Here is a 23,205-nt window from a genome sequence, read left to right as displayed (position 1 = left end):
TTTGAGAGTTGTCAGTATCCGCTCTATATTTATTGTTAGTTTTTTGATATTACATTTAATGTTTACATCACAGATTTAATAAATGGACTATGAATATTCAAGAAAAAAGTTGAGCGTTTATTATTTAGTTTAAACTGCCCTCAATACTGTCAATATCCGGTTTTCCATTCATTTTTACGATTGCAGTGAGAGCTACAGTGAGCCCTTTTACATCATTTGCTAAGCTCATTGAAGGAGTTTCTGGTTTAGCTGTTACTTGGGCAGGTAAGTAAGGAATATGGATAAACCCTCCCTTTAAATTTGGAAATTCTTTATCGATCATATACTGTACCTGATACATAATATGGTTGCAAACGTAAGTCCCTGCGGTAGTTGAAACCGTACTAGGTATACCGACTGCACGTATTGCTTTAGCTATGGCTTTGACAGGTAACTGCGTAAAATAAGCATTTTTTCCATCTTTTTGAATCGGCACTGCTAATGGTTGATAGCCCTCATTGTCCTTGATTCTGCCATCATCAAAATTTATTGCGACTCTTTCAGGGGTCAGGGCATAACGGCCGCCTGCTTGGCCAATACTCAATACATACTCAGGTTTTTCTCTTATGATTGCTTGACGAGTTACTTCTGCGCATTTGCCAAAAACTGTTGGAATTTCTTGTTTCACGATTTCCGCTCCTTCAACAATCTCGGGGAGTCTTTTTACAGCCTCGATGGCAGGATTAACTTTATCTTCACCAAATGGATCGAATCCGGTTACTAAAATTTTCATTATTGCATTCTCCTTTTTGATTATTATTTTAGAAAGCTAACAAATACATCAATATAATTTGAATTATTAAAAGAATTAGAGATATGGGCAGTTGCCGTTTAATGACTCCTAATTGATCATTCATCTTCATTAATGCCACAGGTAACGTATTAAAATTTGCGGCCATTGGGGTCAACAAAGTTCCACAATAGCCAGAAGTCATACCTAAAGCAGCAACGACTACGGGTGATCCTCCCTGTGCAACCACAAACGGAATTCCAATTCCTGCAGTAATTACAGCAAAAGCAGCAAAGGCATTACCCATGATTGCAGTAAAAAGTGCCATTGCAATACAATACAGTGCGACACCTAAAAGATGATTTCCAACTGGAAATATACCAGAAATTGCTTTAGAAGTAGCATTGCCGACTCCCGATGCGGTAAATACAACCCCGAGAGTTGCCAACAGTTGTGGAAGAATACCGGCTGTTCCAACAGAACGTACCATTCTTTGAGTGTCTTCATACGAAGTTTTAACGTTGGACTTTGTCAAAAACATTGCGACTAATAAAGAAATAATCGCTGCTAATCCGATACCAACTTGGCCACCAAGGGGTGTAAACTGGGCAATTAAAATTGCTAAAACTGCTAGCAAAATACTGGGTAAGAAAATCCAATTGCCAATTTTTTTAATCGTATGTGCAGCAATTTTTGAATCTAGTTCTTTAATATGACCAACCTTTACTTGCTTTGTTAATGACAGAATAGCTATGATAATAAGCATAGCCCCATTGACACCATTAGGGATCCATTCGCCAGCAACGAACAATACTGCAAACAACAGCCAAAAGAGTCCCGTACCATAACGAGCAGAATTAGTTTTGTCACGGACTGATTCGATAGCAGCTGCTAAGAAGAACAAACCAATTATCACATAAAAAATAGTTAACAAATTGTTAATTATTGTGCTCATTTCTGCTACCTCCTTTTTCTAACTGCTTGTCAAATCGATGGTTATAATATACACAGATTAAAAAGGTAATAACAGCCATTGGGATAGAATACAATACAATGCCGTTTGTAGATACTGGGTGTCCTAAAGATTTCATTGTGCTAGCAATTAGTAAAACGCTAGCAGAAGCAACAAATAAATTTTGAGCAAAGAAATTACCGAAGTTTTCATTAGCCGCTGCCTGTCCTTTGATCAAATCAGACGAATTATTATCAAAAACGCCGTCTACTTTGCCGGCAGCTTGTGCCATTGGATTGATAAGTGGTGCAATGAATTGAACATGACCCTGCAGTGAAATACCAAATACACCAGCAAGCTCACGAATTGCTAAATAAATATCAAAAATTCTACCCGGTGTTAATTCTTTTACTTTATGTATCAGATTGACTGCTGCTTGTTTCAAGCCATGTCTTTCAATGATACCAATTGTTGGCAAGGTTAAGAAGAATAGCGAGACCATACGATTGTCCATGAAACCCTTGCCCAAAATTTCTAAAAAAGATACAAAATCGATGCCTGATACTAATGCTGTCACTAAAGCTGATAATACAACGACAGCAAGCGTATCTAATTTAAAAGCAAATCCAAGTATAATAACTAGAACGCCTAATAAACTTATGTATTCCATACTGATTTTCCTTCTTTCGATAGTATTATACACATATTAAACAGTTTTCCTTTTTGAGTCAAAGGGAAACTAGTGATTACTTGATAAGAACTAATTAAAGGAAAATTACATGGTCAATATAAGTGTACTCAAAAAAATATAGCGTGTTAAGATGCTTTAAAAGTTTCAATACTAAAAGTGACAACAATATTTAAAGCTAAACGACTTGAATCCTCTAGTTTATAGGAATCAAGTCGCATATTCGATATTCAGTTAGTGTAAATTAATTCTAGTACGAGACCTATCTGAATTAAGGAAAGTCTTTCTGACAGTTCCTTTGCTTATAAATCTAAGATAAATTTGTGGAGTGCTTTGCCAACGCCACTGTGGTCATTGTCATCAGTGATATGATCGGCAGCTTTTTTGACGGCGGGGACCCCGTTGCCCATCGAGATCCCAAGTCCCGCGGCTTCAAACATCGGCAGGTCATTGATCTCATCGCCGATTGCCATCGTTTCTTGTTTTTTAAGCCTTAGTTCTTGAGCGAGATCTGTGAGAGCTTGCCCTTTGTTGGCGTTTTGATCAAGAATTTCTAGCAAAAATGGGCGAGAGCGGACTACATAATAGTTGCTGCCAAACTTCTGCTGAATTTCGGGTTCAATTTCATCTAGGATCTCGGGGACTTCGGTGATCCCAAATTTGGCAAAGGTCCGCTGGGAAAAGTCGGCTATGTGATTAAAGACTTGGAGTGGGGCCTGGTACTTGGCCGCCAACTGGACAGTGTAAAAGCCAACTCGCATGTCGGTCGTGCACATTGTGGAGGTAGAGTCGATGGCGTTATAATGCCAGTGATTTTGCTGACAAAATTGCGCCAATTGACTCACTGTTTGTTGTGCGAGAGTGTGGGTCGCCAACGTTTTTCCGGTGACGGTTTGTACCAAAGCGCCATTGTCGACGATCACGTATTGGTCGTTAGAAGTGATCCCGGCCTGTTTCAGAAAACGTTTGACACCAGCTAATGGTCTGGCCGAGCACAAGACGATCTTAATTCCTAGCTGTAGTGCCTGCTGGATCGACTGGATATTTTCTGTGGTTAACTTGTGTTCAGGCGCCGATGTCAGCAAAGTATTGTCAATATCGATCGCCGCTAATTTAATTGCCATTTTACGAGTGATCCTTTCGTTTCAATTTCTAAGCAACCATATCTTAACACATCTAAATAAAAAAACAGAGATGGTTCTCTTTAGCGTATTTATGAGTGAGTGCGCAAAAATGGCGAATTTGTCCGTTTAAAAAACAAGTCGACTTGCGAAATGGCGGAAAACGTTTGGCGGTCAGAAGTCCTGTTAAAGAGCAGACGTGGCAGATCCATCACTCAAAAAAACCCACTGTCTTAGGTAGTAAATACCTAAAATAGTGAGTTTTTTATTAGTCGTTAAAATTGTCTGTTTCAACATCCTTGAGAAATGTCATCAAGTGGTCGAAGTAAACTGGTGCGTTGTCGACCATGTGATGGTGCCCGCCATTAGGTGTAGTTACAAAACGTGCATGAGGGATGGTTTCAGCCATGCGTTTGCCAGTAGCAAGTGGCATTGATTCATGTTCGCCGTAAGTGATCAAGGTCGGCAATTGAATGTTGTGAATATCTTTGATACGATCCCAGCCGGCCAACTTACCAGTAACGACGAATTCGTTATCTCCTTGGAAGTAATTGTAAACCTGAACTCCCATTGTAGAGGTCAAATGACTGATTGCGGCAGGTTGCTTACGATCGATATAATCCTTATTTAGTTTCTCGATCAATTCTTCATAACGTTCATTAAAGTCATTTTTGGCTTCGCAGTCTTTCAGGAAGGCTAATTCTTCTGGGCTAAATTCAGCTTCACGGATCTTGGTGATGTTTTCCATGTATTCATCAATATTGTCGGTCATTGATGAAATGATGATACCTTTCAAGTGGTCAGGGTATTTCAGCACGTATTCTTGAACTAAAGCACCGCCCCACGACTGACCGATCAAATAGAAATTATCTAAGCCAAGTTTTTGGCGAACTTCTTCAACTTCGTCGACAAAGTATTCCATGTGCATAAACTTGTCGATGTTTTCCTGTTTAGTAAAATCAGGCTGGTCAGAATACCATGAACCTAACTGATCGTACATTGTTACCTGAACGTTCAAGTCTTTCAGCTTTTCAGCAAAGTTCTCATAGTATTCATGGTTTCCGCCAGGGCCGCCATGTAAACATAATAGTTGGATGTCACCGCCAACGTTGTCTGTACGTGTCCACAAGTGATAACCGTTGTCTAAAGTAATGATCGTGTTTCCTTCGCGCATTGCTTTCACCTAGTTTCTTAAAATTTTATGTAGAAAACTGTGTATCTCACCAGTAACTAACATAATGCTATGAGGATATTCTAACATTTAATTGGGTAAATTTGTGGGGATCAGAGATTTTTTCGAGTGGTTAGGCGATTTTAGCGGGTAGTTTACCGAGTCGCAGGAAAAAGTGGTCAGGAATAAAGTTTATGAGAAATGTGACGCAAAGTTTGGCGAAGTAAGTGTCACAAGTGAGAATGTGACGCAAACTTCGGCCAAGTAAGTGTTACAAGCTGGGATGTGACGCAAACTCAGGCCAAGTAAGTGTTACAAGTGAGGATGTGACGCAAACTCAGGCCAAGTAAGTGTTACAAGTGAGAATGTGACGCAAACTTTGACGAAGTAAGTGTTACAAGTGAGAATGTGACGCAAACTTTGACGAAGTAAGTGTCACAAGTGAGAATGTGATGCAAAATTTGGTCAAGTAAGTGTTACAAGCTGGGATGTGACGCAAACTCAGGCCAAGTAAGTGTTACAAGCTGGGATATGGATGCAAACTTCGGCCAAGTAAGTCTTACAAGTTGGAATGTGACGCAAACTCTGGCGAAGTAAGTCTTACAAGTGAGAATGTGACGCAAACTCTCGCAAAGTAAGTCTCACAAGTGGGTCGTACGAGGCACCTCGCTGAAATTTTGTTGCTAACGTCTTTCAAATAAAAATATTTGATTCTTGACAAGTAGGTTAAATGAGCTTAAACTACAAATTAACTTAAAAAATGATTAGAAAGCAATGAAGAGATGAGTAGAATTTTGAAGCGTAAAGAAAGTTTGCAGCTGGTGTGAGCAAACGGCGGAGAAATTTGAAGATGGTCTTGGAGCTGAAGTGGGCGAGCGTTCGTAAGCCACTGGTGGGCGACTTCCAATATCAAGTTGAGATCAGTTTTATTAAATAAGCTGGTTGTTGAGCCGACTAATGTCGGAAATTAAGGTGGTACCGCGGATGTTCGCCCTTAGGAAAGAAATTTCTTAAGGACGAATTTTTTTTAGAATTTTAAATGAATCGATTCGGAAAGTAGTGCTAGAAAAATAGTTAACAGAGAGACGATATTTGCTGAAAGTTGTCACTATTTGCTGCATGAAAAATGGCCGATGATCAGGTCACGTGAGCTGACAATTTGTGAGCGTGTCTCGGCTTGTCTCCGTTAAAGGACAAGCCGCAAACAAGTTAAGTTATGCTTGCCGGTTAGTAAGGTTTGTATGAGTGATCTGCAAACAAATCAGGATGGTAAAGTGACTTCCCCGCTTCTGTTGTTTAGTGACAGGAGTGGGGAATTTTTTATATAAATTAAAAAAGGGGTAATCAATATGAGTAAAACAGCAATTATTACAGGAGCAGGACAAGGGATCGGTGAAGCTGCAGCTTACCGTTTGGCACAGGATGGATTTGCAATTGCTGTGGCTGACATCAACGAAAAAACAGCGCCAAAAGTGGCACAAAATTTACGGAAACAGGGATATCAAGCACAGGCCTACATTGTTGATGTGGCTGACCGGGACGCAGTCTTTGATTTAGTAGATCAAGCTGTGGCGGACTTAGGCAAACTGGCCGTCTTTGTGAATAATGCTGGTGAAGCATTTATCGATCCGATCATTGATTCGGATCTGGAGCAGATCTCGCATCTTTTGGATGTGAACTTGAAAGGGACTTTCTGGGGGATCCAAGCCGCCGCGAAACGCTTTAAGCAACAAGGAAATGGTGGGCGGATCATTAACGCTGCTTCATTAGCGGGAGTCGAAGCCTCAGCTTTACAAAGTGCCTATTCTGCTTCTAAGTTTGGAATCAGGGGTTTAACGCAATCTGCTGCCAAGGAATTAGCCGCTGATCAAATCACAGTTAATGCTTATAATCCGGGAATCGTTCGGACTCCTTTAAGAGATGCGATCGACGAAAAAACTTCTAAACTCAAAGGTTTGTCGGTTGCAGAACAACAAGCCAATTGTTTAACGGAGATCGGCTTAGGGCGTGAAGGAGTACCGGCAGATGTCGCTGAAGTGATCGCATGGTTTGCTTCGCCGAGTGCTGCTTATATCACGGGACAATCATTGCTGGTTGATGGCGGGATGAAGTTCCACTAAAGACTAAGAGAGGAAGTGAGCAGATGAGTAAAGCAGAAGTGGCGATCGACCTGCAAGATATCAATGTTAGCTTTGATAAAAAAGGTGAGACATTTACCGCCGTCGATGATGTTTCTTTGCAGGTCCGCCAAGGCAGTGTCTATGGTATTGTTGGTTATTCGGGTGCGGGTAAAAGTACCTTGGTGCGAGTCATCAATTTATTACAACGGCCGACAAGCGGCACGGTGACAGTGTCCGGACAAAATTTGCAAGAATTAAATGATAAAAAATTGCGCAAAGTCCGCAAGAAGATCGGCATGATCTTTCAGCAGTTCAACCTCTTGCAGTCGCGAACTGTCTTGAATAACGTTGAATATCCTCTGCTCAGTGAAAAAACTCCGCACGCAAAGCGGAAGGCTAAGGCGCAGAGATTATTGGAGCTAGTCGGTCTGGCAGACTATGCTGCTTCTTACCCGGAGGATTTGTCTGGTGGGCAAAAGCAGCGTGTGGCGATCGCACGCGCACTGGCTAACGACCCTGATATTTTGATCAGTGATGAAGCAACTAGTGCGCTGGATCCGCAAACGACGGATTCGATCCTGCAGCTTTTACAAAAACTAAATGAAAAATTCGGGTTGACTGTGGTTTTGATCACCCATGAGATGGAAGTCATTAAGTCGATCTGCCAAGAAATGGCTGTCATGGAAGATGGGCGGATCATCGAACGTGGCCCAGTAGGACAAGTTTTTGCTCAGCCAAAGCAGTCTTTGACCCAAACTTTTATCGAGTCTGCCGCCAACGTCACGCAGATGCGCCAGCAGGTCGTTGATGATGATTTGTTGGCGAACTTGACTGCAGGTGAACGTCTTTTGTATTTGCAATTTTCAAGTCAAGTAACTGATGAATCTGTGATCTCGGAATTGACTGCTAAATTTGGGATCAAGGCCAATATTTTATTTGCTAACGTCCAAAAAGTTGCTCAACTTTCTCTGGGCTACATGCTGGTGATCCTGTCAGAAAAAGATGGAAAAGTTGAACCAGGGATCACTTATTTGAAGAATGTTGGCGTGACAGTCACAGACTTAGCCGTACAAGAAAGGAGTCCTGAAAATGATAGCTGAATGGTTTCCAAATGTAGTCAAAATTTGGCCGCAGTTCGTGCAGGCAACTTGGGAGACGATTTATATGACCTTTTGGTCGGCCGTGGTCGCCGCAGTATTAGGGATTGGGACGGGAATTTTTTTAGTCATGACTCAGCCAGGAGGGATCGATGCTGATCCGCCATTTTACAGCTTCTTAGACAGGGTCGTCAATTTATTACGGTCAGTGCCCTTTATTATTTTGCTGGCAGTTATCGCTCCAGCATAGTGGGGACGACCGTTGGGACGGCCGCGGCTTTAGTTCCGCTGATCGTAGGGATTTTCCCCTTTTATGCACGGCAGATTCAAAATGCGTTGCTCAGTATTGAACCATCGGTGATCAAAGCCGCGCAGGCGATGGGGTCTAGTCCGACAGAAATTGTTTTCCGGATCTATTTGCGTGAATGTTTGCCTGACATTATCCGAGCGTCGGTCGTGACGATCATTAGTTTATTAGGACTGACCACGATGGCTGGTGCAATTGGATCTGGCGGTTTGGGCGATATTGCGATCAGTATCGGCTATGCACGTTTTGAAAACGACGTGACTTTTGCGGCTTTGCTGGTAATTTTGGTGCTGGTGTTTGCCACGCAAATTATTGGTGATCAGCTTGCCAAAAAACTGGCGCGTCTTTAGTTTCAAGAGTTTGACAAACGTTTGAAAAAATCATTCAAGAAAGGTGGGGTAAGCGTGAAAATTAAAAACTGGCTGGTCTTATGCGCCAGCTTGGTAGTGGGTGTTTTGGCAGCGGTCGGTTTGCATACCTACAATACTTATAGTGCTCAAAGTGCACCAGACCAAATCACTGTTGGGTCGCAAGGCAGTGACTATGACGTTTGGCAGCGCATCGCGGCAAGCCCGCAAGCTAAAAAATTGAACTTAAAGATCACGGACAAGCAGATCTCAGACGGTGTGCAGTTAAACAACGCGACTTCCGAAAATAACGTGAATGTCAATGCGTTCCAGTCATATTCATATATGCAGGCTTATAATAAGGAAAATCCGCAACATAAATTAGCTGTTATCGGGACAACCTACTTGGAGCCGCTCGGAATCTACTCTGATAAGTACGACTCTTTAAAGCAAATTCCGACTGGAGCGACGATCGCACTTGCAAATAACCCTGCCAACACGGCGCGAGACTTATTGTTGCTGCAAGATGCCGGCTTGATCAAGTTAAAGAAGAACTTTGGTTTATTAGGCAATACCAATGATATCGTTGAAAATCCGCGGGGTCTGAAGTTTAAAGAAATCGACGACACGACGGGACCGCGCGTGCTGAATAGTGTTGACGCAGTCTTGATTTCAAACACGGTTGCGTTGGAGGGCAAATTGAATGTTCTGCACGATTCGCTATATCATGAAAAAATCAATCAAAGTACTCGGCAAAATATCAATATTTTGGCTACTGCCGCTGGCAACCAGAAGAAAAAAGTATACCAGAAGCTGCTTAAGCTGTATCACGAGCCGGTTATCCAAAAATATGTTAAAAACCAATATCATGGGACTAAAATTGAGGTCAAAAAGCCAATTTCTTATTTGAAGTAATGGGAAAAGCGGAGTCAGCATGGTGCTTAAATGAAGTTTACTAAAAATGCGGGACTGACTTTGGTAAAGTATGTGTTACAAGTGAGAATGTGACGCAAAGTCCGACGAAGTAAGTGTTACAAGCGAGAATGTAACGCAAACTTTGACGAAGTAAGCGTCACAAGTTGGAATGTGATGCAAACTCAGGCGAAGTAAGTGTTACAAGTTGGAATGTGATGCAAACTTTGGCGAAGTAAGTGTTACAAGTTGGGATGTAACGCAAACTCAGGCGAAGTAAGTGTTACAAGCGAGAATGTGATGCAAATTATGACAAAGTAATTGTCGCAAGTTGGAATGTAACGCAAACTCAGGTCAAGTAAGCAGCACAATTCAAAAAAAATTCTCCGCCTAGCGTAGTGACCCATCAAAAAAACGTTCCGCTGCACAAATTTGTCGTGCGTGCGGAACGTTTTTTAAATTAATATTTGCTAGTTTTAAGAGTCAATTGACATTCGGACAAGTCTAGGGTGTAGTTGATTTTTTCGTTGCCGCGCACTGTCATTTCCATGTCAGTGGAATAGACTACGAGTCCTAATTGATGGTCCTGCGGCAAGTGATAGAAAGTCGGTTGCAAGTCGAATTCGATGTCGTAAAATTCGCCAGCCTGTAAGTCGTCTGTTTTGTAATTTGCCGTCCTGTTTTGCAAGTTGATGTGACCTTTAGAAATCATTTTAAATGGTGTTTTCTTGGTCAGCTGGAACTCATTTAAGTCATCTTCGCGCCAGTGATAGCCTTCACTGATGCTCTTGCGTGCTAAGACTGTTGGAGAGACTCCCAAACGTTTGGCGGTGCCATAGTCGACTAACATTACCGACAGCATGCCGTGATCTTGGTTGCTGGCAACCTTTAACTTCAGATGAGCCGCCCCGCGCAATAATTCGTCGTTGGCTAATGGCTGAGTTTTGAATAGCAAACGTTTGTCGCTCAAGTCACTGGCGTGGTCGGCCAAAATAGTGTTTCTCCAGTTTTCGAAGTTCTGACGGTACTTGGCAAATTGTTCATCTGACAAATGATCAGAAAATGAGACCGTGGCAGTTTTGGCAGGTTGGTTTTCAGTTAGTTTTTCTTGGTCAAAGTATAAGTTTTGCTGTTTAACCTCTGTTTTGTCCCAATCAGGATAAGCCGTCCATGTTTCGGGCTGGACATTATCTTGTACTAATACGGCTGGTAAGATCTGGTCGGCGTTATTGGCGACATCATATAACTTATTTGTCAGCCATAAGTTGATCATCTCACTATAATCTAGCGAACGAAAGGCATTGATATGGATGTGTTGGCCTTGATGCAAGATCAATTTTTTTGTAACAGGCAGTTTGGCTAAAGCACGGTAAAAATTGTAGACGTTGCGCGGCTTAACGTTCCAGTCGTTGACACCGTGCACCATGAGTACATCGCACTTGACATTTGCGACGTCTTTTAAATAATTACGCGCGTCCCAAAATGTGTTGTAGTCGCCAGTAGTGCGATCTTGTCCGCGGGTGATCTGTGCTAGTTGCTGATCAAAGAAAGGTTTGACCTTCAGATAATCGGCGCCGTCTAGTTGGCGGCTGAAACATTCTTCGGCCAAGACGTCGGCATCTTCGCCGGGAAAGCCGCCAGGCGCGATGACTAATCCATTATCGCGATAATAATCGTACCAGCTGGAAATAGCTGCTTCTGAAATAATTGTTTTTAATCCGGTAACGCCAGTCGTGGCCGCCGCCGTGGCTAGTGTTCCTAAGTATGAGCGGCCGGTCATAGCGACAGAACCGTTACACCACCAGGCTTTGATCTCAATGTTGTCGGTCTTATTTGTGAAGGCACGTCGATTGCCGGCTAGCCATTCGATAATAGCAATCGTCGAGGCAGTTTCTGCTGGACTGCCGCAGGTACGGACACCTTGTGAACCACGAGTGCCGATCCCAGCCGCGTAGACGATGGCAAATCCACGAGCAGCCAGATAATCGTTTAAAGTGTAGGAGAATTCTCGTCCAAATGTTTCCTCGGCTTGTTGGGTAGTGCCCTTTACTGGGCGTTCGGGCGGTAATTCTTCTGTGTCTTGCTGGTATTTAATGTCTTCATATTGGAGTTCATTTGGTTCTTTGCGTGTCAAAGGCTGGTCAACATTGTGCATCATTTTATCCCCAGCTTCGTCGTTGGTCCCTTGGTTATAAGGACTGGCTGTATAAACTGCTGGGACCTTTAACCCATTATTGGTGTCAGACGGTCGTAAGATCTCGGCTTTCAGCAGGTCACGTTTGCCATCATGATCAGTATCCAAGCTGGATTCGATGTAAACGACCTCTCTGATCAAATCATCAGTTGCAAAGACCGGTTGTGACTTGCCATTAAAAAGCAGCGGCTTTTGAGCGATGGGGAGGTCATATAATGGTAGAAAGTATCCTTGAGCAGCTAAAGCATCAAGTAAAATTTGGCCATTTTTGCCGCGAGTATTGAGCAGATCGTACCAAGCTCCGACTAGTTCTTCGATGTTGTTGAGTTTTTCATGATAGAGCAGGTTAAAATCCTTCATGGTTTGTAAGGGCTGGTCTACCTTGAAATCATCACCACAAGTAAAGCCGAGCAGCTGCAATCCGACTGTGTAAAATGAAGCTGCATCGACTGTCTTTTGGTCTATGTATTCCAAGACGTTTTGTGTCGGCGTCGCTAATAGGTTGCTGACCATCTCTTTTAAAGTGCTCTGACTTTGAGCTTGAGGGAAAGATTTATAAATAAACGACAGCCACAAGTCATTCAAGCTGGTTTGCGGCGTGACTAATTGGTCTAAAAAGCCGATGCCTTGGAGTTCGGAAACTTGGGTGCGGTAGGGCACTATCATGCGTGAGTACTGATTAAATTTCATACATTTCCCTTCTTTTCTAGATAATTATTGTTACCAGCAATTATAACTCAAGTCAGCGCTTTTAGCAGGACTATGTGCTAGGAAGACTATTATTATTTGGCAAATGAGACAGCAGACAGGACTAGTTCATAGGTAGGCAAATATTTTTATTTTGGCTGCGTGAACCGGCAAGTTCCGCCTGATCAACTTAGGCATCACGACAAGAAAAAACACTTGTCATTATGCCTAAGTCCATTAGTGGTCAGCTTTCGTCCGGTTATCTAGTCGGGCTCCGAAACTCAGACAATTTCCGCTTTGTGATCTTAGTCGGGCTACGTGAACCAAAAGTCTGCGCCTATCCAACTTTAACAACAAGTCGCAAAAAGCACGACTTATCGTTAAAGTCCGATAGTGCTCAACTTTCTCCCGGTTCACTTCGCCCTGTGTTTTAGTCGGGCTACGGCAAGCAAGAAGTTCCGTATATCCAACTTAAACAGCACAGTGCAAAAAGCGCACTCTACTGTTTAAGTCCGATATACTCGCTTCTTCCCGCTTGCCTTCGCTCTGTGATTTTAGTCGGGCTGCGCATGGTAGAAGCTTGCGCCTAACTAACTTTTACGCCACAATGCAAAAAGCGCATTATAGCGTGAAAGTCTGTTAGTGCTCGGCTTCTGGACGCCATGCTCCGCCCTGTGTTTAATTAAACGCTTGCACTTGTTCTTGGGTAATGCTAGAATAAGTTTAACAAATAAATACGGTTTGTCTTCAGGGCAGGGTGTAATTCCCGACCGGCGGTAATAGTCCGCGACCCTTATCTTTTTGATGAGGCTGACTTGGTGTGATCCCAAGACCGACAGTTAAAGTCTGGATGGAAGAAGATAGAGTGATTTGGAAAATACAAACTCGCTCTGTTACCCTGGAAAAAGGTAGCAGAGCTTTTTTATGTTGACAAATTGCCGTTGAAGATAAACCTCTAATTAATTTTAGGAGGGGTTTCATCATGAAGCATAGTTCAATGAAAAAGTGGGTCATCGCAGCAGGTTTGGCAGGAATTTCTTATATCTTAAGGTTTATTGCATTTCCGGTCATTCCGCTGGTACCTTACTTGAAGATTGAGTTTGCTGATGTGCCGATCCTCTTGGGCTTCTTTGCTCTAGGGGTTGGCGGCGGAATTGGGATCGACCTGATCCGCTCATTATTGTTTTTCATCGTCTCGGGGGTTTCTTTACCTAACTTGATCGATGTCTCAACGGAGTTTGTTTCAACTTTGGCAATTTGCTTGCCAGTGTACTTGATCTTGAAGGGTAAAGACGATCCGCGTGTTAAAGATTACTTATTAGCGGGTCTGGCTGGAACGTTAACTTTGACCGTTGTTCTGGCGATTGCCAATGTGGCGGTCATTATGCCGGCTTACGTTGCTTCGTTAGGAATGAAGTTGTCGTTGCCGATTAGCAAAATGGTCTTGTATGGTGTCATACCATTTAACCTGATCAAGGGTACAGCAGTCATCGGCGTCTTTGCAGTAGCATATGCTAAGATGCACGGCTGGTTGGCCAGCAAAGCAGCAACATTAAAAGCAGCACATTTATCATAAAAATTGGGTCTAAACTTTTTAGTGTTGATGAGCGTTCATCAGCACTATTTTTGTACAAAAAAGGACATCATTTGTCCTCATATGCTACGATTAAAGCGATAAAACCAAATCAAAGCGAGGTATAAATGATGTCCCAAACTGATTCTATCCTAAATTTACTCAATATCCAAGACCCAAATATCAAAATTTCAGCTTGTACTGATTTTTCACAGGCCGGAGTTCACGAAAAACTGCTTTCAGCTACGCTGACTTACCCCGTCGAACGCTGTGTTAATTGTGGTTCCACGAATCTTGTTCAGAATGGGACCCGTCTGACCAAGATGAAACTGCCCAGCCTAGGTGAACAACCGCTCCGCATGAACCTGCGCAAACAGCGTTATCTGTGCCGAACTTGCCACCATACTTTTAGCGCGCAGACGCAGCTCGCTCCGCCTCGGCACTCGATCACCCGCCAAGCAGTCCACGAAATCGCGACTTTAGCTAAGAACTCACTGCCAGTCAAGACGATCAGCCAGGCCGTGGGGATCTCAGCTTCCTCGGTTCAACGGATCTTGTATAAGGATCAGCGGGCTTTAGTAACGCCAAAAGAGCTGCCGACAGCTCTCAGCTTTGACGAATTTCGTTCAACTAAGAACTGCTTTTCTTTTATCTGCATTGACGCAAAAACACATGATTTGGTCGCCTTATTGCCAGATCGTCTCTCGCAGACGATCCGCGAGTATTTCACCAATACTTATACACTTTCTGAGCGTCAAAAAGTTCAACTGGTGACCATGGATCTGAATGCACAGTATCAGACTTTCGTCCGTCGTCTTTTTCCTAACGCACTGATCGTCTTTGACCGTTTCCATCTTGTTCAGTTAGCGGGTCGGGCACTTGACCATGAACGGATGCGTGTTTTAAAAGGAATCAACGACCACCACGACCGCAACTATAAAGTTTTAAAAAGCAACTGGCGCTTATTCCACTTAGCTGAAAATCAACTTGAGACCTCCCAGGTTAAATATTATCGGGGATTAAATGAATACACGACTGCCCAAAATGTGGTCGATCTGGGACTCAAGAATTTTCCACAGTTCGCAGAAAACTATCAGACCTATCAAACGATCTTAACCTTTATTCGCAACCGCGATCGGGCTACTTTACAACAATTAGTTATGAACTACCGTCCCAATGGTACTGAAATGGATACCGTCATGAGGACCATTCAAAAGAACTACTTAGGGATCAGGAACGCTTGTCTCTATGACTACTCTAATGGGCCGTTAGAGGGGATCAATCGCAAGATCAAAGAACTTAAACGTAGCTGTTACGGATTCAGTAACTTAAGGCATTTCTTTATCCGCATCAAATTGATCCATGCCTAAGATAAAAAATTTAGGTCAACACTGTGGGAGGCAGGTGCGGGCCCATTTCGCTACGCTTCGGACCCGCACCTGCCTCCCAACCCAAACACTTTAATCTAGCTATGGCAGTAAAAAAAGAACCCTACCATAAAGATAGAGTTCTATGGACCATCAACACTATTTGACAAAGTCCCTAAAAATTAGGCTTCCTGTCACATGCGGCAGGAAGTTTTTTGCGCCTTAAATAAAACCGTTTACGCAAACACCGATAAATTTGATATGCTATGATTAAGACACTTACCAAAAAAGGAGCAAGCAAATGAAAATTGAACACGTTGGTCTATTTGTAGTTGATCTGGAACGGACTGTTGAATTTTATGAGCAGTTTTTTCAAGCACAGCGTTCTGATAAGTACTACAATCCACGCACGACCTTTTCTTCATATTTCCTGACTTTTCCCAGTGGGGCCCGATTGGAAGTAGGGACTAGGGACGACCTTAATAAGACCCGCCAAGAAGGTTATCCATTAGGGTATATGCATCTGGCATTTTCTTTAGGCTCCAAGAGTGCGGTCGATGATCTGACTGAGCAGATCACGGCTGCCGGCTGCCAGCATTTGAGCGGTCCGCGGACTACGGGTGATGGCTATTATGAAAGTGTAGTGTGCGATCCGGAAGGCAACCAAATCGAATTGACCGTCTAAAAAAAGATGTCGTTGTTCTCTGTTTCAGAGATAACGACATCTTTTTTGTTTGTCAAACGTTTGATAAATTAGTCATCTTGCGCGAGTTTGCTATGTTTGAGACCATAACTGAAGTAGATGATGATCCCAATGATGAGCCACACAAGAAACATCAGCCATGTTTCACTAGAAAGCTGTGTCAGCATTACGATACATAAAATCACGGAAATGATCGGTAAAATGGGATAGAAGGGAACCTTGAATCCATTTGTATTCGGAATATCCTTGCGTTTGCGCAACGGGATGATGCCGGCAGAAACAAAAGTAAAGGCCATCAAAGTTCCGATATTGACTAAGTTAGTCAGTTGGTCAAGCGACAACATACTGCCAGTCAGGCTGATAATGATCGTGACTGCCAGCATACTGTGAGTCGGCATGTGAGTTTTCTCGCTGATCTGTCCCAAGAACTTAGGAAACAGACCATCACGACCGATCGAATAGATCAGACGTGAAGAGCTGTAGATCATTGAGATCATCATCGTAAACATTCCTAACATGGCACCAACCGAGATCACACCGGCGACCCAGTTTTGGTGGACCAGCTGCAAGGCAAAAGCAACTGGATTACCCACATCTAATTTAGTGTATTTGACCATTCCTGTTAGAACGACCGAAACTAAGATATATAGTAGCGTGCAGATCACCAAAGTCCCAATGATCCCACGGGGCATGTTCTTTTCAGGGTGTTTGACTTCGGCAGCAGCGGCTGACACGCAGTCAAATCCTAAGTACGCAAAAAAGACCAGTGAGGCGCCAGAAAAGACACCTTTAGCGCCAAAAGGAGCAAAAGGGCTCCAGTTGGCTGGTTTGATATAAAAAGCACCGACAATGAGGAACAAGATAATAATAGCAATCTTGATCACAACCATTAAATTATTGACTTTCATGGAAGTTGAGACTCCCTGTGAGAGCAACAAGAAAATTAACCAAACGATAGCAAAAGCTACGATATTAAAATATGTGCCATGCGCAGGATCGAATGGACCGTCCAGAGCCTGTGGAATATGTAATCCAAAACCTGCAATAAATGAATTAAAATATGAAGCAAATCCTGTAGAAACTGCGGCAACGGCCAGCATGTATTCTAGGATCAAAGACCAGCCTAAAAACCACCCGATCCCCTCACCGAAAATAACATTACCAAAAGAATAAGCACTCCCGGCAATTGGCAGGGCTGATGAAAACTCAGCGTAGCACATGGCAGCGGTCGAACAGACCACGGCTGCGATAACAAATGATAAAACGATGGCAGGACCGCTATGGACAGCTGCTACAGTCCCAGGCAAAATGAAGATCCCAGTACCGATCACTGCTCCTACGCCCATAGCGATCAGGTCGGATGAACCAAGAGGTTTTTCAAACCTTTGATCTTGATCCAGGTAACGTGAGAGGTTCTCTTTGCGGGTCACGCGTTCTTTTAAACTCATAACTATGCCTCCAAACAAAATTTAACAACCTGTCACGTAAATGAGATTTTCATTAATTTGTGTAGTTGCAAATTTGAAACTTGATATACATATGGTTATATCATAAAGTTTTGTAATATTAAAGAAAAATTAGAAAAATATTTTTGCGTTTAAATAATTTGAATTTAAAAAATGTCTAAATGACATCAGATGTCAGAAGTCTGCGTGACCAGCGATTTTTTTGATACACAGAAAATTGAGAGAATGATAGAATGTAGAAAAGCACAGGGGGAATTTGATATGAAACATGTGGTAGTGATCACCGGAGCACCTGGGACCGGCAAAACGACGGTGCGCAATTATTTGACAGAAAAATATGGCATGGAAAAGGTCTTGACCCATACGACCCGCATGAAACGTGTGGGTGAACAAGACGGCGTGGATTATTATTTTGAAACAGATGAAACATTTTTTCGCAATCATTTTCTAGAACACGTTGATTATGATGACAAAAAATATGGTTCTTCGCTTGAAGGTCTGCAACGTGCCTGGGAAGATAATGATTGGGCTGTGATCGTTTTAGATACAAAAGGAGCAATTTCGTATTTACGAAAGATGCCGGCAGAAACATTGGTGCTCTATTTAGAAACCTCTGACCAAAAAAAGCAAGCGCAACGCTTGGCGGAGCGTGGTGACAGAGTGGAGCTGATCAAAAAGCGTTTAGCAAGCCAAGAGGCTAAACGTGATCTCGAATTACCCCAAGAATTACACGCACATGCCCAGCTTTTATTAAATGATGACTGGGAACAAACTAAGCATTATTTGGATGCATGGCTGGTCAAGGTTGGTTGGAAGGTTGCTGCTTCCGACTTTCAGGATTAAAAATTGCTTGTTGCTAAAGAACAGTTACTGTGCTTTTTTGACTAAATGTAAAATCTGTCAGTTAACGTGGACAAATATTCGTGATACTATACCATAGTAGTAATGATTACTTTTTAAAGGACGTGAATGATTTGATTGCTGATGCAGTGCGGATCTTGAAAAAGAACAATTATAAATTAACCAAGCAGCGGCGCAGTCTGCTGGAGTACTTGAGTGATAATCAGCACGAATATTTGGAAGTCACACAAGTCGATAAACACATGCGCGAAATTTATCCAACAATGAGTTATAACACGGTTTACCGTAATCTCCGTGAATTCGAGCAAATTGGTATCATTGAGACTAAAAGTCAGGCTGGTGGTACGATCGTTAAGTATCAGTGCGATTTCAGCAATATGCACCACCACCATTTTATTTGCCGCAATTGTGGCGCGGTGTTTGAATTAGAAGAATGCCCGCTGGATTATTTTCAAGAACAGCTTCCCGGCTGTAAAATTGAAGGACATCGTTTCGAAATCTATGGGATCTGCGATAAATGTGTGGCTCAAGGTGTTTCCTAAGAGATGCAGTCAACTTTTTTATAAAATTGGTAAACACTTTTAAAATTGTCTAAGGAAACAGCTGTTTGTGTTTTTTATTGAAAAAATTATTCTATAATAAGAAAATAGGGTGGAGCAGGTTGGGCGAAATTAAGCCGCTTGTTTCCACTGTTTTAATAGTCGGGCTACGGCAAGCAAGAAGTTCCGTATATCCAACTTAAACAGCACAGTGAAAAAACTCACTCCGCTGTTTAAGCCTGATATACTCGCTTCTTTCTGCTGGCCTCAGCCCTGTGATCTAGTCGGGTTCCGAAACTCAGACAATTCCGCTTATCCAACTCAGACCTCACAGTGCCAGAAACGCACTATCAGGTCCGAGTTGGATAATGCTCGTTGTCTCCCGAGTTTCTCCACCCTGTGATCTAGTCAGGCTGCGTGAACCAAAAGCCTGCGCCTATCCAACTTTAACGACAAGTCGCAAAAAGCACGACTCATCGTTAAAGCCCGATAGTGCTCAACTTTTAAACGGTTCATTTCGCCCTGTGATTTTAGTCAGGCTGCACATGGCAGAAGCTTGCGCCTAACTAACTTTTATGCCTCAATGCAAAAAACGCATTATAGCGTAAAAGTCTGTTAGTGCTCATCTTCTGGGCGCCATGCTCCGCCCTGTTTATAAAAAGGAGGAAGAGAAGTGTCTAAAAGAACGGCACCATTTATTACACCGTTTGCTATATTTTCGGCGGTCCTTGCCCTCGGTGCAACTAACGTCGTTGTGAATATTGCTACTCATTCTTCAGAAGGTAAACCACGGACTTCTGTGGTTTCTAGTTCGTCATCTTTGTCTAGTAGTAGTTCGCTTCACTCAGACGAGTCCGCTTCTTCTATGAGTTCATCCAGTCAAGATGAAAGTTCTTCTTCGGAAAGTAGTTCTGCAGAAAGCTCATCTTCAACATCTCGTGCAAGTTCGTCATCTGAGGATAATCAAAACGATAACAGCAATAATAATAGCGACCAGAGTCAAAACGAATCCTCTGATAATAGTTCTAATGATGACAGCTCGGATACTAACAACGATAACAATACAGAAAATAACACTGATAATAGTACGCGTGGTGCTAGTTCGTAATAATTCTATTTTCTGTAAAATCAAAAAAGCCTAAATTATAAATAAAGACGGTCAATTCGATTTTTAACCAAAAGCCTACCACTGACCGCGTGAGGTTTTTTTCGATCCCATAATCTTCAACTAGGATCGAGAAACGGGATTCGATCGTGCGCCGGAGATCTTTCAAAGCCGGAACATTGTGCTGTTTGGCTCCTTTCATGTTTGAACGGTAAGGTGTCCAGAGCTCATAACCTAGCTCGCCAAAATCTTCTTGTAAGGGCTGTCCCACATAACCGACATCCGCTAAAACAAAGGGACACGGACAGCCTGCGATCAAAGTTGACGCCGCTTGGGTGTCATGTTTAGAGGCCTCGGTGACAGTGTAATTTAAGATATAACCGCTGAGCGAGGTCTCAAAATGAGTCTTAAACCCGTAAAAATACATGTCTTTGGTCGCATTGTAGCCTAGGTCAGCTATGCCGCGGAAAACCTTGGCCCGCTTATTTCTAACTTTTTGGCATAAAGGGTTAGGCAAACTATCAATGATCGCAAACTGTCCTGTTTGCGCATAGTCGCGAGTCAACCCCTGCCGCATGGCCATGACCACTGGGAGAAGACGTTGTGCTCGTCGGTTAAAACGGGAGCGCTCAATGTTCAATTGATGTGGGATGAAGGTCTGTGCCCAGGCAAAGAATTTACGCTGGGAGTGCATCTGTGTAATGACCTGTAAACACAGTAAGGCTAAGATCTGCACATCAGAAACACGAGAATTAGTGGTGTTACGGCGTTGCGAAATATAGCGCGGGCAGTATTTTTGATAAAGCTCAGCACAAAGAACTTTAAGTTGAGCTAAATTGACTTGTAAATTATGTCGTTTTTGTTTAAACTTTAAGTGGTCCAACAAGATCAGGTCTCCTTTGTTTAAGTCACTTAAGAGTCTAACCTTGTTGGGCTTTTTTTGTAAAATTTTGTACTAAATAGTTGAATGTTACGAACTAGCACCACGCGTATAATAGTACTAATACTGGCGACAATACTCGCAGCCAAAATACACCTACTGCGCAAAATGAGAGTGAATAGAGAGGAAGGGTTAATTTATGTTTGCTTTATTTCAGACGATTGCCGCCTCGCTTGGCTACGTGAACTTAAGTGCTACGATCAAGAGTCGAGTCTACACGATCCTAGCGACAGGAGGTAATTTCTACCTGTTGTACGTGTCATATCGCTTCTTTAGAAATGGTTTTCCTGGGCGGGGGAGCTTGTTTATTCTGGCTTTTCTGGTAATTGCATATTTCTGTTATCTGAATATAATGTATTATTTTACAGACAAACAGGCTAAATATGATTTGTCGCCGAAGGTTGAAGAGGTTTTGCACATTGAATCTAAAGATCCGTTGAGTGAAGAAGAGCAAGCTTTGGCACATGCTGGTTTGGGCTACATTCAAACAAATGGCATTTTTAGTGAAGATGAAGATTTTCTTCCCGCTACTCTGAATATTTCTGATACTCAGAAACAAAATATTCAAGAAGTAGAACAAGCTTTGCAAGATATCGGTTTTGTTCATGCAAATTATGCCGGCTTGACCGATAAGCAAATTGCCAAACGCGTCCAAGACAGCGGAAAAGAAGTCCATAAATTGGTCGAGCCCGTAGCTTTGCCATATTTTGAAATGGTCAAAAAACAAAAGAAATTAGTGATCCGCGGCGGGGTCAACCAGATGCGCTCGGCCGAATTGGCGACGGTCAAAACTATTGGCCTTTTGCCAGCTAGCGAAGCTGTCAAGAAGTTTGATGTGTACCTTGCAACAGCTGCCTTAACTGGCGGTCCAGCTAAAAAAGCCACTCGGCAGGGAGCTGAAGAGTTTGAACGCCTATATCAGATCGATGTGAAATTTGCTTATAAGAAGAAGGACGCACCAGCTCCAAAATTAAATCCAGTTAAGGAAAAAGAGCTGCAAAGTGCAGAGGTCGTACAAGGACCTGAAAAAAGTCCAAATGCCGCCAATGAAAAACAAGCCGTTGTTGAAAATGAGACTGGTTCAAAAACTAGTGAGACACCAACAGGCGTTGATCATCATCTGAGTCGTAAAGAAAGATACGACCGCTAATTTAGACTTGCACTTAGTTTTTGTGTGACATCTTTATGTTAGGTTTATGTTTGAAAAATTTAACTAAAATTGATCCTCTGTTTATCAAAAAATGATTGATAGCAGGGGATTTTTTAGTAGTTATTACCTTCACAAGGTACACAAAAATGTTCTCACATTGAGTTAGATTTTGACGGCAAAATGTGTCACTTTTCGTGAATGTATGCCGAATGTATATATTCAAATTTTGCAAACCTTTTAATATCAGTATTTATAAGCGGTAACATAAAAAATAAAATAGTAAGCCACCTGAGTATTTTCTTGCTTTTCTTTGTTTTTTTCTATAAAATTAATTAGTATTACAAAAAGCAAAGTACATATTTGCAAAATTGAAACGAAAGCAGGCGATAGATATGGCAATGATCGAATTTAATAAAGTGAATAAATTTTATGGCGACTTTCATGCTTTAAAAGATATCGATTTGAAGGTCAATCAAGGTGAGGTCGTTGTTGTGATCGGTCCATCTGGTTCTGGAAAAAGTACTTTGATCAGGACCATCAATGGATTAGAAGGCTTTTCTTCTGGCCAGTTACTCGTTAATGGGATGGATCTTTCAGATAAAAAAGCGGATCTTAATACACTCCGCCGTGATGTTGGGATGGTTTTCCAGCATTTTAACCTCTATGACAACAAAACAGTTTTAGAAAATGTGATGTTGGCACCCCGCTTGGTCCTTAAACGTGACGAAAAAGAAAACAAAGAGATCGCAATGAAGTATCTCGAATTAGTTGGTTTAACTTCCAAAGTGGATTTCAAGCCGCGCCAGTTATCTGGTGGGCAAAAACAACGGGTCGCCATCGCGCGGTCCTTGGCAATGCGGCCTAAGGTCATGTTATTTGACGAACCGACTAGTGCCTTGGATCCAGAAATGATCGATGATGTTTTGAACGTAATGAAAACAATTGCAAAAACTACTGACATGACAATGGTCGTTGTGACTCACGAAATGGGCTTTGCCCGTGAAGTCGCTGGCCGCGTCGTCTTTGTAGACGATGGAGTGATCGTTGAAGATGATCCGGCAGAAAAATTTTATAATCATCCAACTGAAGAACGTGCGCGTCAATTCTTAAGTAAGATCAGCGTGCACAAATAGGGG

The 23,205-nt window shown here is 42.5% G+C and carries 19 protein-coding genes, 1 pseudogene and 1 riboswitch; of the genes and pseudogenes, 12 read left to right on the top strand and 8 right to left on the bottom strand.

What is annotated here, in order from left to right; genetic code table 11:
• Positions 1–124 precede the first annotated feature (124 nt).
• The 5 genes from pcp to BQ5903_RS09370 all read right to left on the bottom strand — a co-directional run bounded on the left by pcp (position 125) and on the right by BQ5903_RS09370 (position 4,704).
• Positions 125–772, bottom strand: coding sequence for a pyroglutamyl-peptidase I (pcp, locus tag BQ5903_RS09390; protein ID WP_010498277.1), 648 nt, complete (start codon positions 770–772; stop codon positions 125–127).
• A gap of 28 nt (positions 773–800) precedes the next feature.
• The gene (locus BQ5903_RS09385; RefSeq protein WP_010498279.1) at positions 801–1,724 is read right to left on the bottom strand and encodes a DUF979 domain-containing protein; all 924 of its coding nucleotides are present in this window, start codon (positions 1,722–1,724) and stop codon (positions 801–803) included.
• Positions 1,708–2,391: a DUF969 domain-containing protein gene (locus tag BQ5903_RS09380; protein ID WP_010498281.1), complete on the bottom strand. Its 684-nt coding sequence runs from the start codon at positions 2,389–2,391 to the stop codon at positions 1,708–1,710. The genes BQ5903_RS09385 and BQ5903_RS09380 overlap by 17 nt, the downstream gene beginning before the upstream one ends.
• A gap of 320 nt (positions 2,392–2,711) precedes the next feature.
• Positions 2,712–3,533: a Cof-type HAD-IIB family hydrolase gene (locus BQ5903_RS09375; RefSeq protein WP_010498283.1), complete on the bottom strand. Its 822-nt coding sequence runs from the start codon at positions 3,531–3,533 to the stop codon at positions 2,712–2,714.
• Between the two features lie 265 nt (positions 3,534–3,798).
• The gene (locus BQ5903_RS09370) at positions 3,799–4,704 is read right to left on the bottom strand and encodes a proline iminopeptidase-family hydrolase (RefSeq protein WP_079579399.1); all 906 of its coding nucleotides are present in this window, start codon (positions 4,702–4,704) and stop codon (positions 3,799–3,801) included.
• Between the two features lie 1,346 nt (positions 4,705–6,050).
• On the opposite strand from BQ5903_RS09370, the gene BQ5903_RS09365 reads away from it, so the two are divergent.
• From BQ5903_RS09365 to BQ5903_RS09350, 4 genes and pseudogenes are all read left to right on the top strand, one after another.
• Positions 6,051–6,821: an acetoin reductase gene (locus BQ5903_RS09365; protein ID WP_079579398.1), complete on the top strand. Its 771-nt coding sequence runs from the start codon at positions 6,051–6,053 to the stop codon at positions 6,819–6,821.
• A gap of 23 nt (positions 6,822–6,844) precedes the next feature.
• Positions 6,845–7,921, top strand: coding sequence for a methionine ABC transporter ATP-binding protein (locus tag BQ5903_RS09360; RefSeq protein WP_079579397.1), 1,077 nt, complete (start codon positions 6,845–6,847; stop codon positions 7,919–7,921).
• Positions 7,911–8,575, top strand: a pseudogene (locus BQ5903_RS09355) (methionine ABC transporter permease). Before BQ5903_RS09360 ends, BQ5903_RS09355 begins: the two are co-directional and overlap by 11 nt.
• 54 nt (positions 8,576–8,629) lie before the next feature.
• On the top strand, positions 8,630–9,487 hold the full coding sequence (locus BQ5903_RS09350) for a MetQ/NlpA family ABC transporter substrate-binding protein (protein WP_079579396.1): 858 nt from the start codon (positions 8,630–8,632) through the stop codon (positions 9,485–9,487).
• Between the two features lie 457 nt (positions 9,488–9,944).
• Here BQ5903_RS09350 and BQ5903_RS09345 read toward each other — a convergent pair whose 3' ends face one another.
• Positions 9,945–12,368 carry a Xaa-Pro dipeptidyl-peptidase gene (locus BQ5903_RS09345; protein ID WP_079579395.1) on the bottom strand — a complete coding sequence of 808 codons (2,424 nt, stop codon included), beginning with the start codon at positions 12,366–12,368 and terminating at the stop codon, positions 9,945–9,947.
• A gap of 736 nt (positions 12,369–13,104) precedes the next feature.
• A riboswitch (FMN riboswitch) is annotated at positions 13,105–13,231 on the top strand.
• A gap of 116 nt (positions 13,232–13,347) precedes the next feature.
• Between BQ5903_RS09345 and BQ5903_RS09340 the strand changes: the two genes are divergently transcribed.
• The 3 genes from BQ5903_RS09340 (at position 13,348) to BQ5903_RS09330 (ending at position 15,990) form a co-directional block, all read left to right on the top strand.
• Positions 13,348–13,941 (top strand): ECF transporter S component, encoded by a 594-nt coding sequence (locus BQ5903_RS09340; RefSeq protein ID WP_010498296.1) that lies wholly within the window; start codon positions 13,348–13,350, stop codon positions 13,939–13,941.
• Positions 13,942–14,066: 125 nt separating this feature from the next.
• Entirely contained in the window at positions 14,067–15,308 is a 1,242-nt protein-coding gene (locus BQ5903_RS09335) for an ISL3 family transposase (protein WP_079579394.1), read from the top strand.
• Between the two features lie 298 nt (positions 15,309–15,606).
• Positions 15,607–15,990, top strand: a complete 384-nt coding sequence (locus tag BQ5903_RS09330) for a VOC family protein (protein WP_010498298.1) — start codon at positions 15,607–15,609, stop codon at positions 15,988–15,990.
• A gap of 68 nt (positions 15,991–16,058) precedes the next feature.
• Here the strand turns inward: BQ5903_RS09330 and BQ5903_RS09325 are convergent, their stop codons facing one another.
• A complete protein-coding gene (locus BQ5903_RS09325) occupies positions 16,059–17,456 on the bottom strand; it encodes an APC family permease (RefSeq protein ID WP_079579393.1) in 1,398 nt (465 codons plus the stop codon).
• Between the two features lie 243 nt (positions 17,457–17,699).
• On the opposite strand from BQ5903_RS09325, the gene BQ5903_RS09320 reads away from it, so the two are divergent.
• The 3 genes from BQ5903_RS09320 to BQ5903_RS09310 all read left to right on the top strand — a co-directional run bounded on the left by BQ5903_RS09320 (position 17,700) and on the right by BQ5903_RS09310 (position 19,982).
• Positions 17,700–18,317 (top strand): guanylate kinase, encoded by a 618-nt coding sequence (locus tag BQ5903_RS09320; protein ID WP_331199989.1) that lies wholly within the window; start codon positions 17,700–17,702, stop codon positions 18,315–18,317.
• Between the two features lie 131 nt (positions 18,318–18,448).
• On the top strand, positions 18,449–18,877 hold the full coding sequence (locus BQ5903_RS09315) for a Fur family transcriptional regulator (protein WP_056971938.1): 429 nt from the start codon (positions 18,449–18,451) through the stop codon (positions 18,875–18,877).
• Between the two features lie 670 nt (positions 18,878–19,547).
• On the top strand, positions 19,548–19,982 hold the full coding sequence (locus tag BQ5903_RS09310) for a hypothetical protein (RefSeq protein WP_079579392.1): 435 nt from the start codon (positions 19,548–19,550) through the stop codon (positions 19,980–19,982).
• Here the strand turns inward: BQ5903_RS09310 and BQ5903_RS09305 are convergent.
• Positions 19,972–20,865 (bottom strand): IS982 family transposase, encoded by an 894-nt coding sequence (locus BQ5903_RS09305; protein ID WP_079578748.1) that lies wholly within the window; start codon positions 20,863–20,865, stop codon positions 19,972–19,974. The genes BQ5903_RS09310 and BQ5903_RS09305 overlap by 11 nt on opposite strands.
• Before the next feature lie 193 nt (positions 20,866–21,058).
• On the opposite strand from BQ5903_RS09305, the gene BQ5903_RS09300 reads away from it, so the two are divergent.
• On the top strand, positions 21,059–22,069 hold the full coding sequence (locus BQ5903_RS09300) for a DUF6681 family protein (protein ID WP_079579391.1): 1,011 nt from the start codon (positions 21,059–21,061) through the stop codon (positions 22,067–22,069).
• A gap of 392 nt (positions 22,070–22,461) precedes the next feature.
• Entirely contained in the window at positions 22,462–23,202 is a 741-nt protein-coding gene (locus BQ5903_RS09295) for an amino acid ABC transporter ATP-binding protein (protein WP_079579390.1), read from the top strand.
• The last annotated feature ends 3 nt before the right edge of the window (positions 23,203–23,205 follow it).

This window comes from Ligilactobacillus acidipiscis (genome assembly GCF_900116935.1).
GTDB classification, from domain to species: Bacteria; Bacillota; Bacilli; order Lactobacillales; family Lactobacillaceae; genus Ligilactobacillus; species Ligilactobacillus acidipiscis.
Note: the sequence above shows the minus strand (reverse complement) of the source record. Positions and strands in the feature narration are given on the sequence as shown.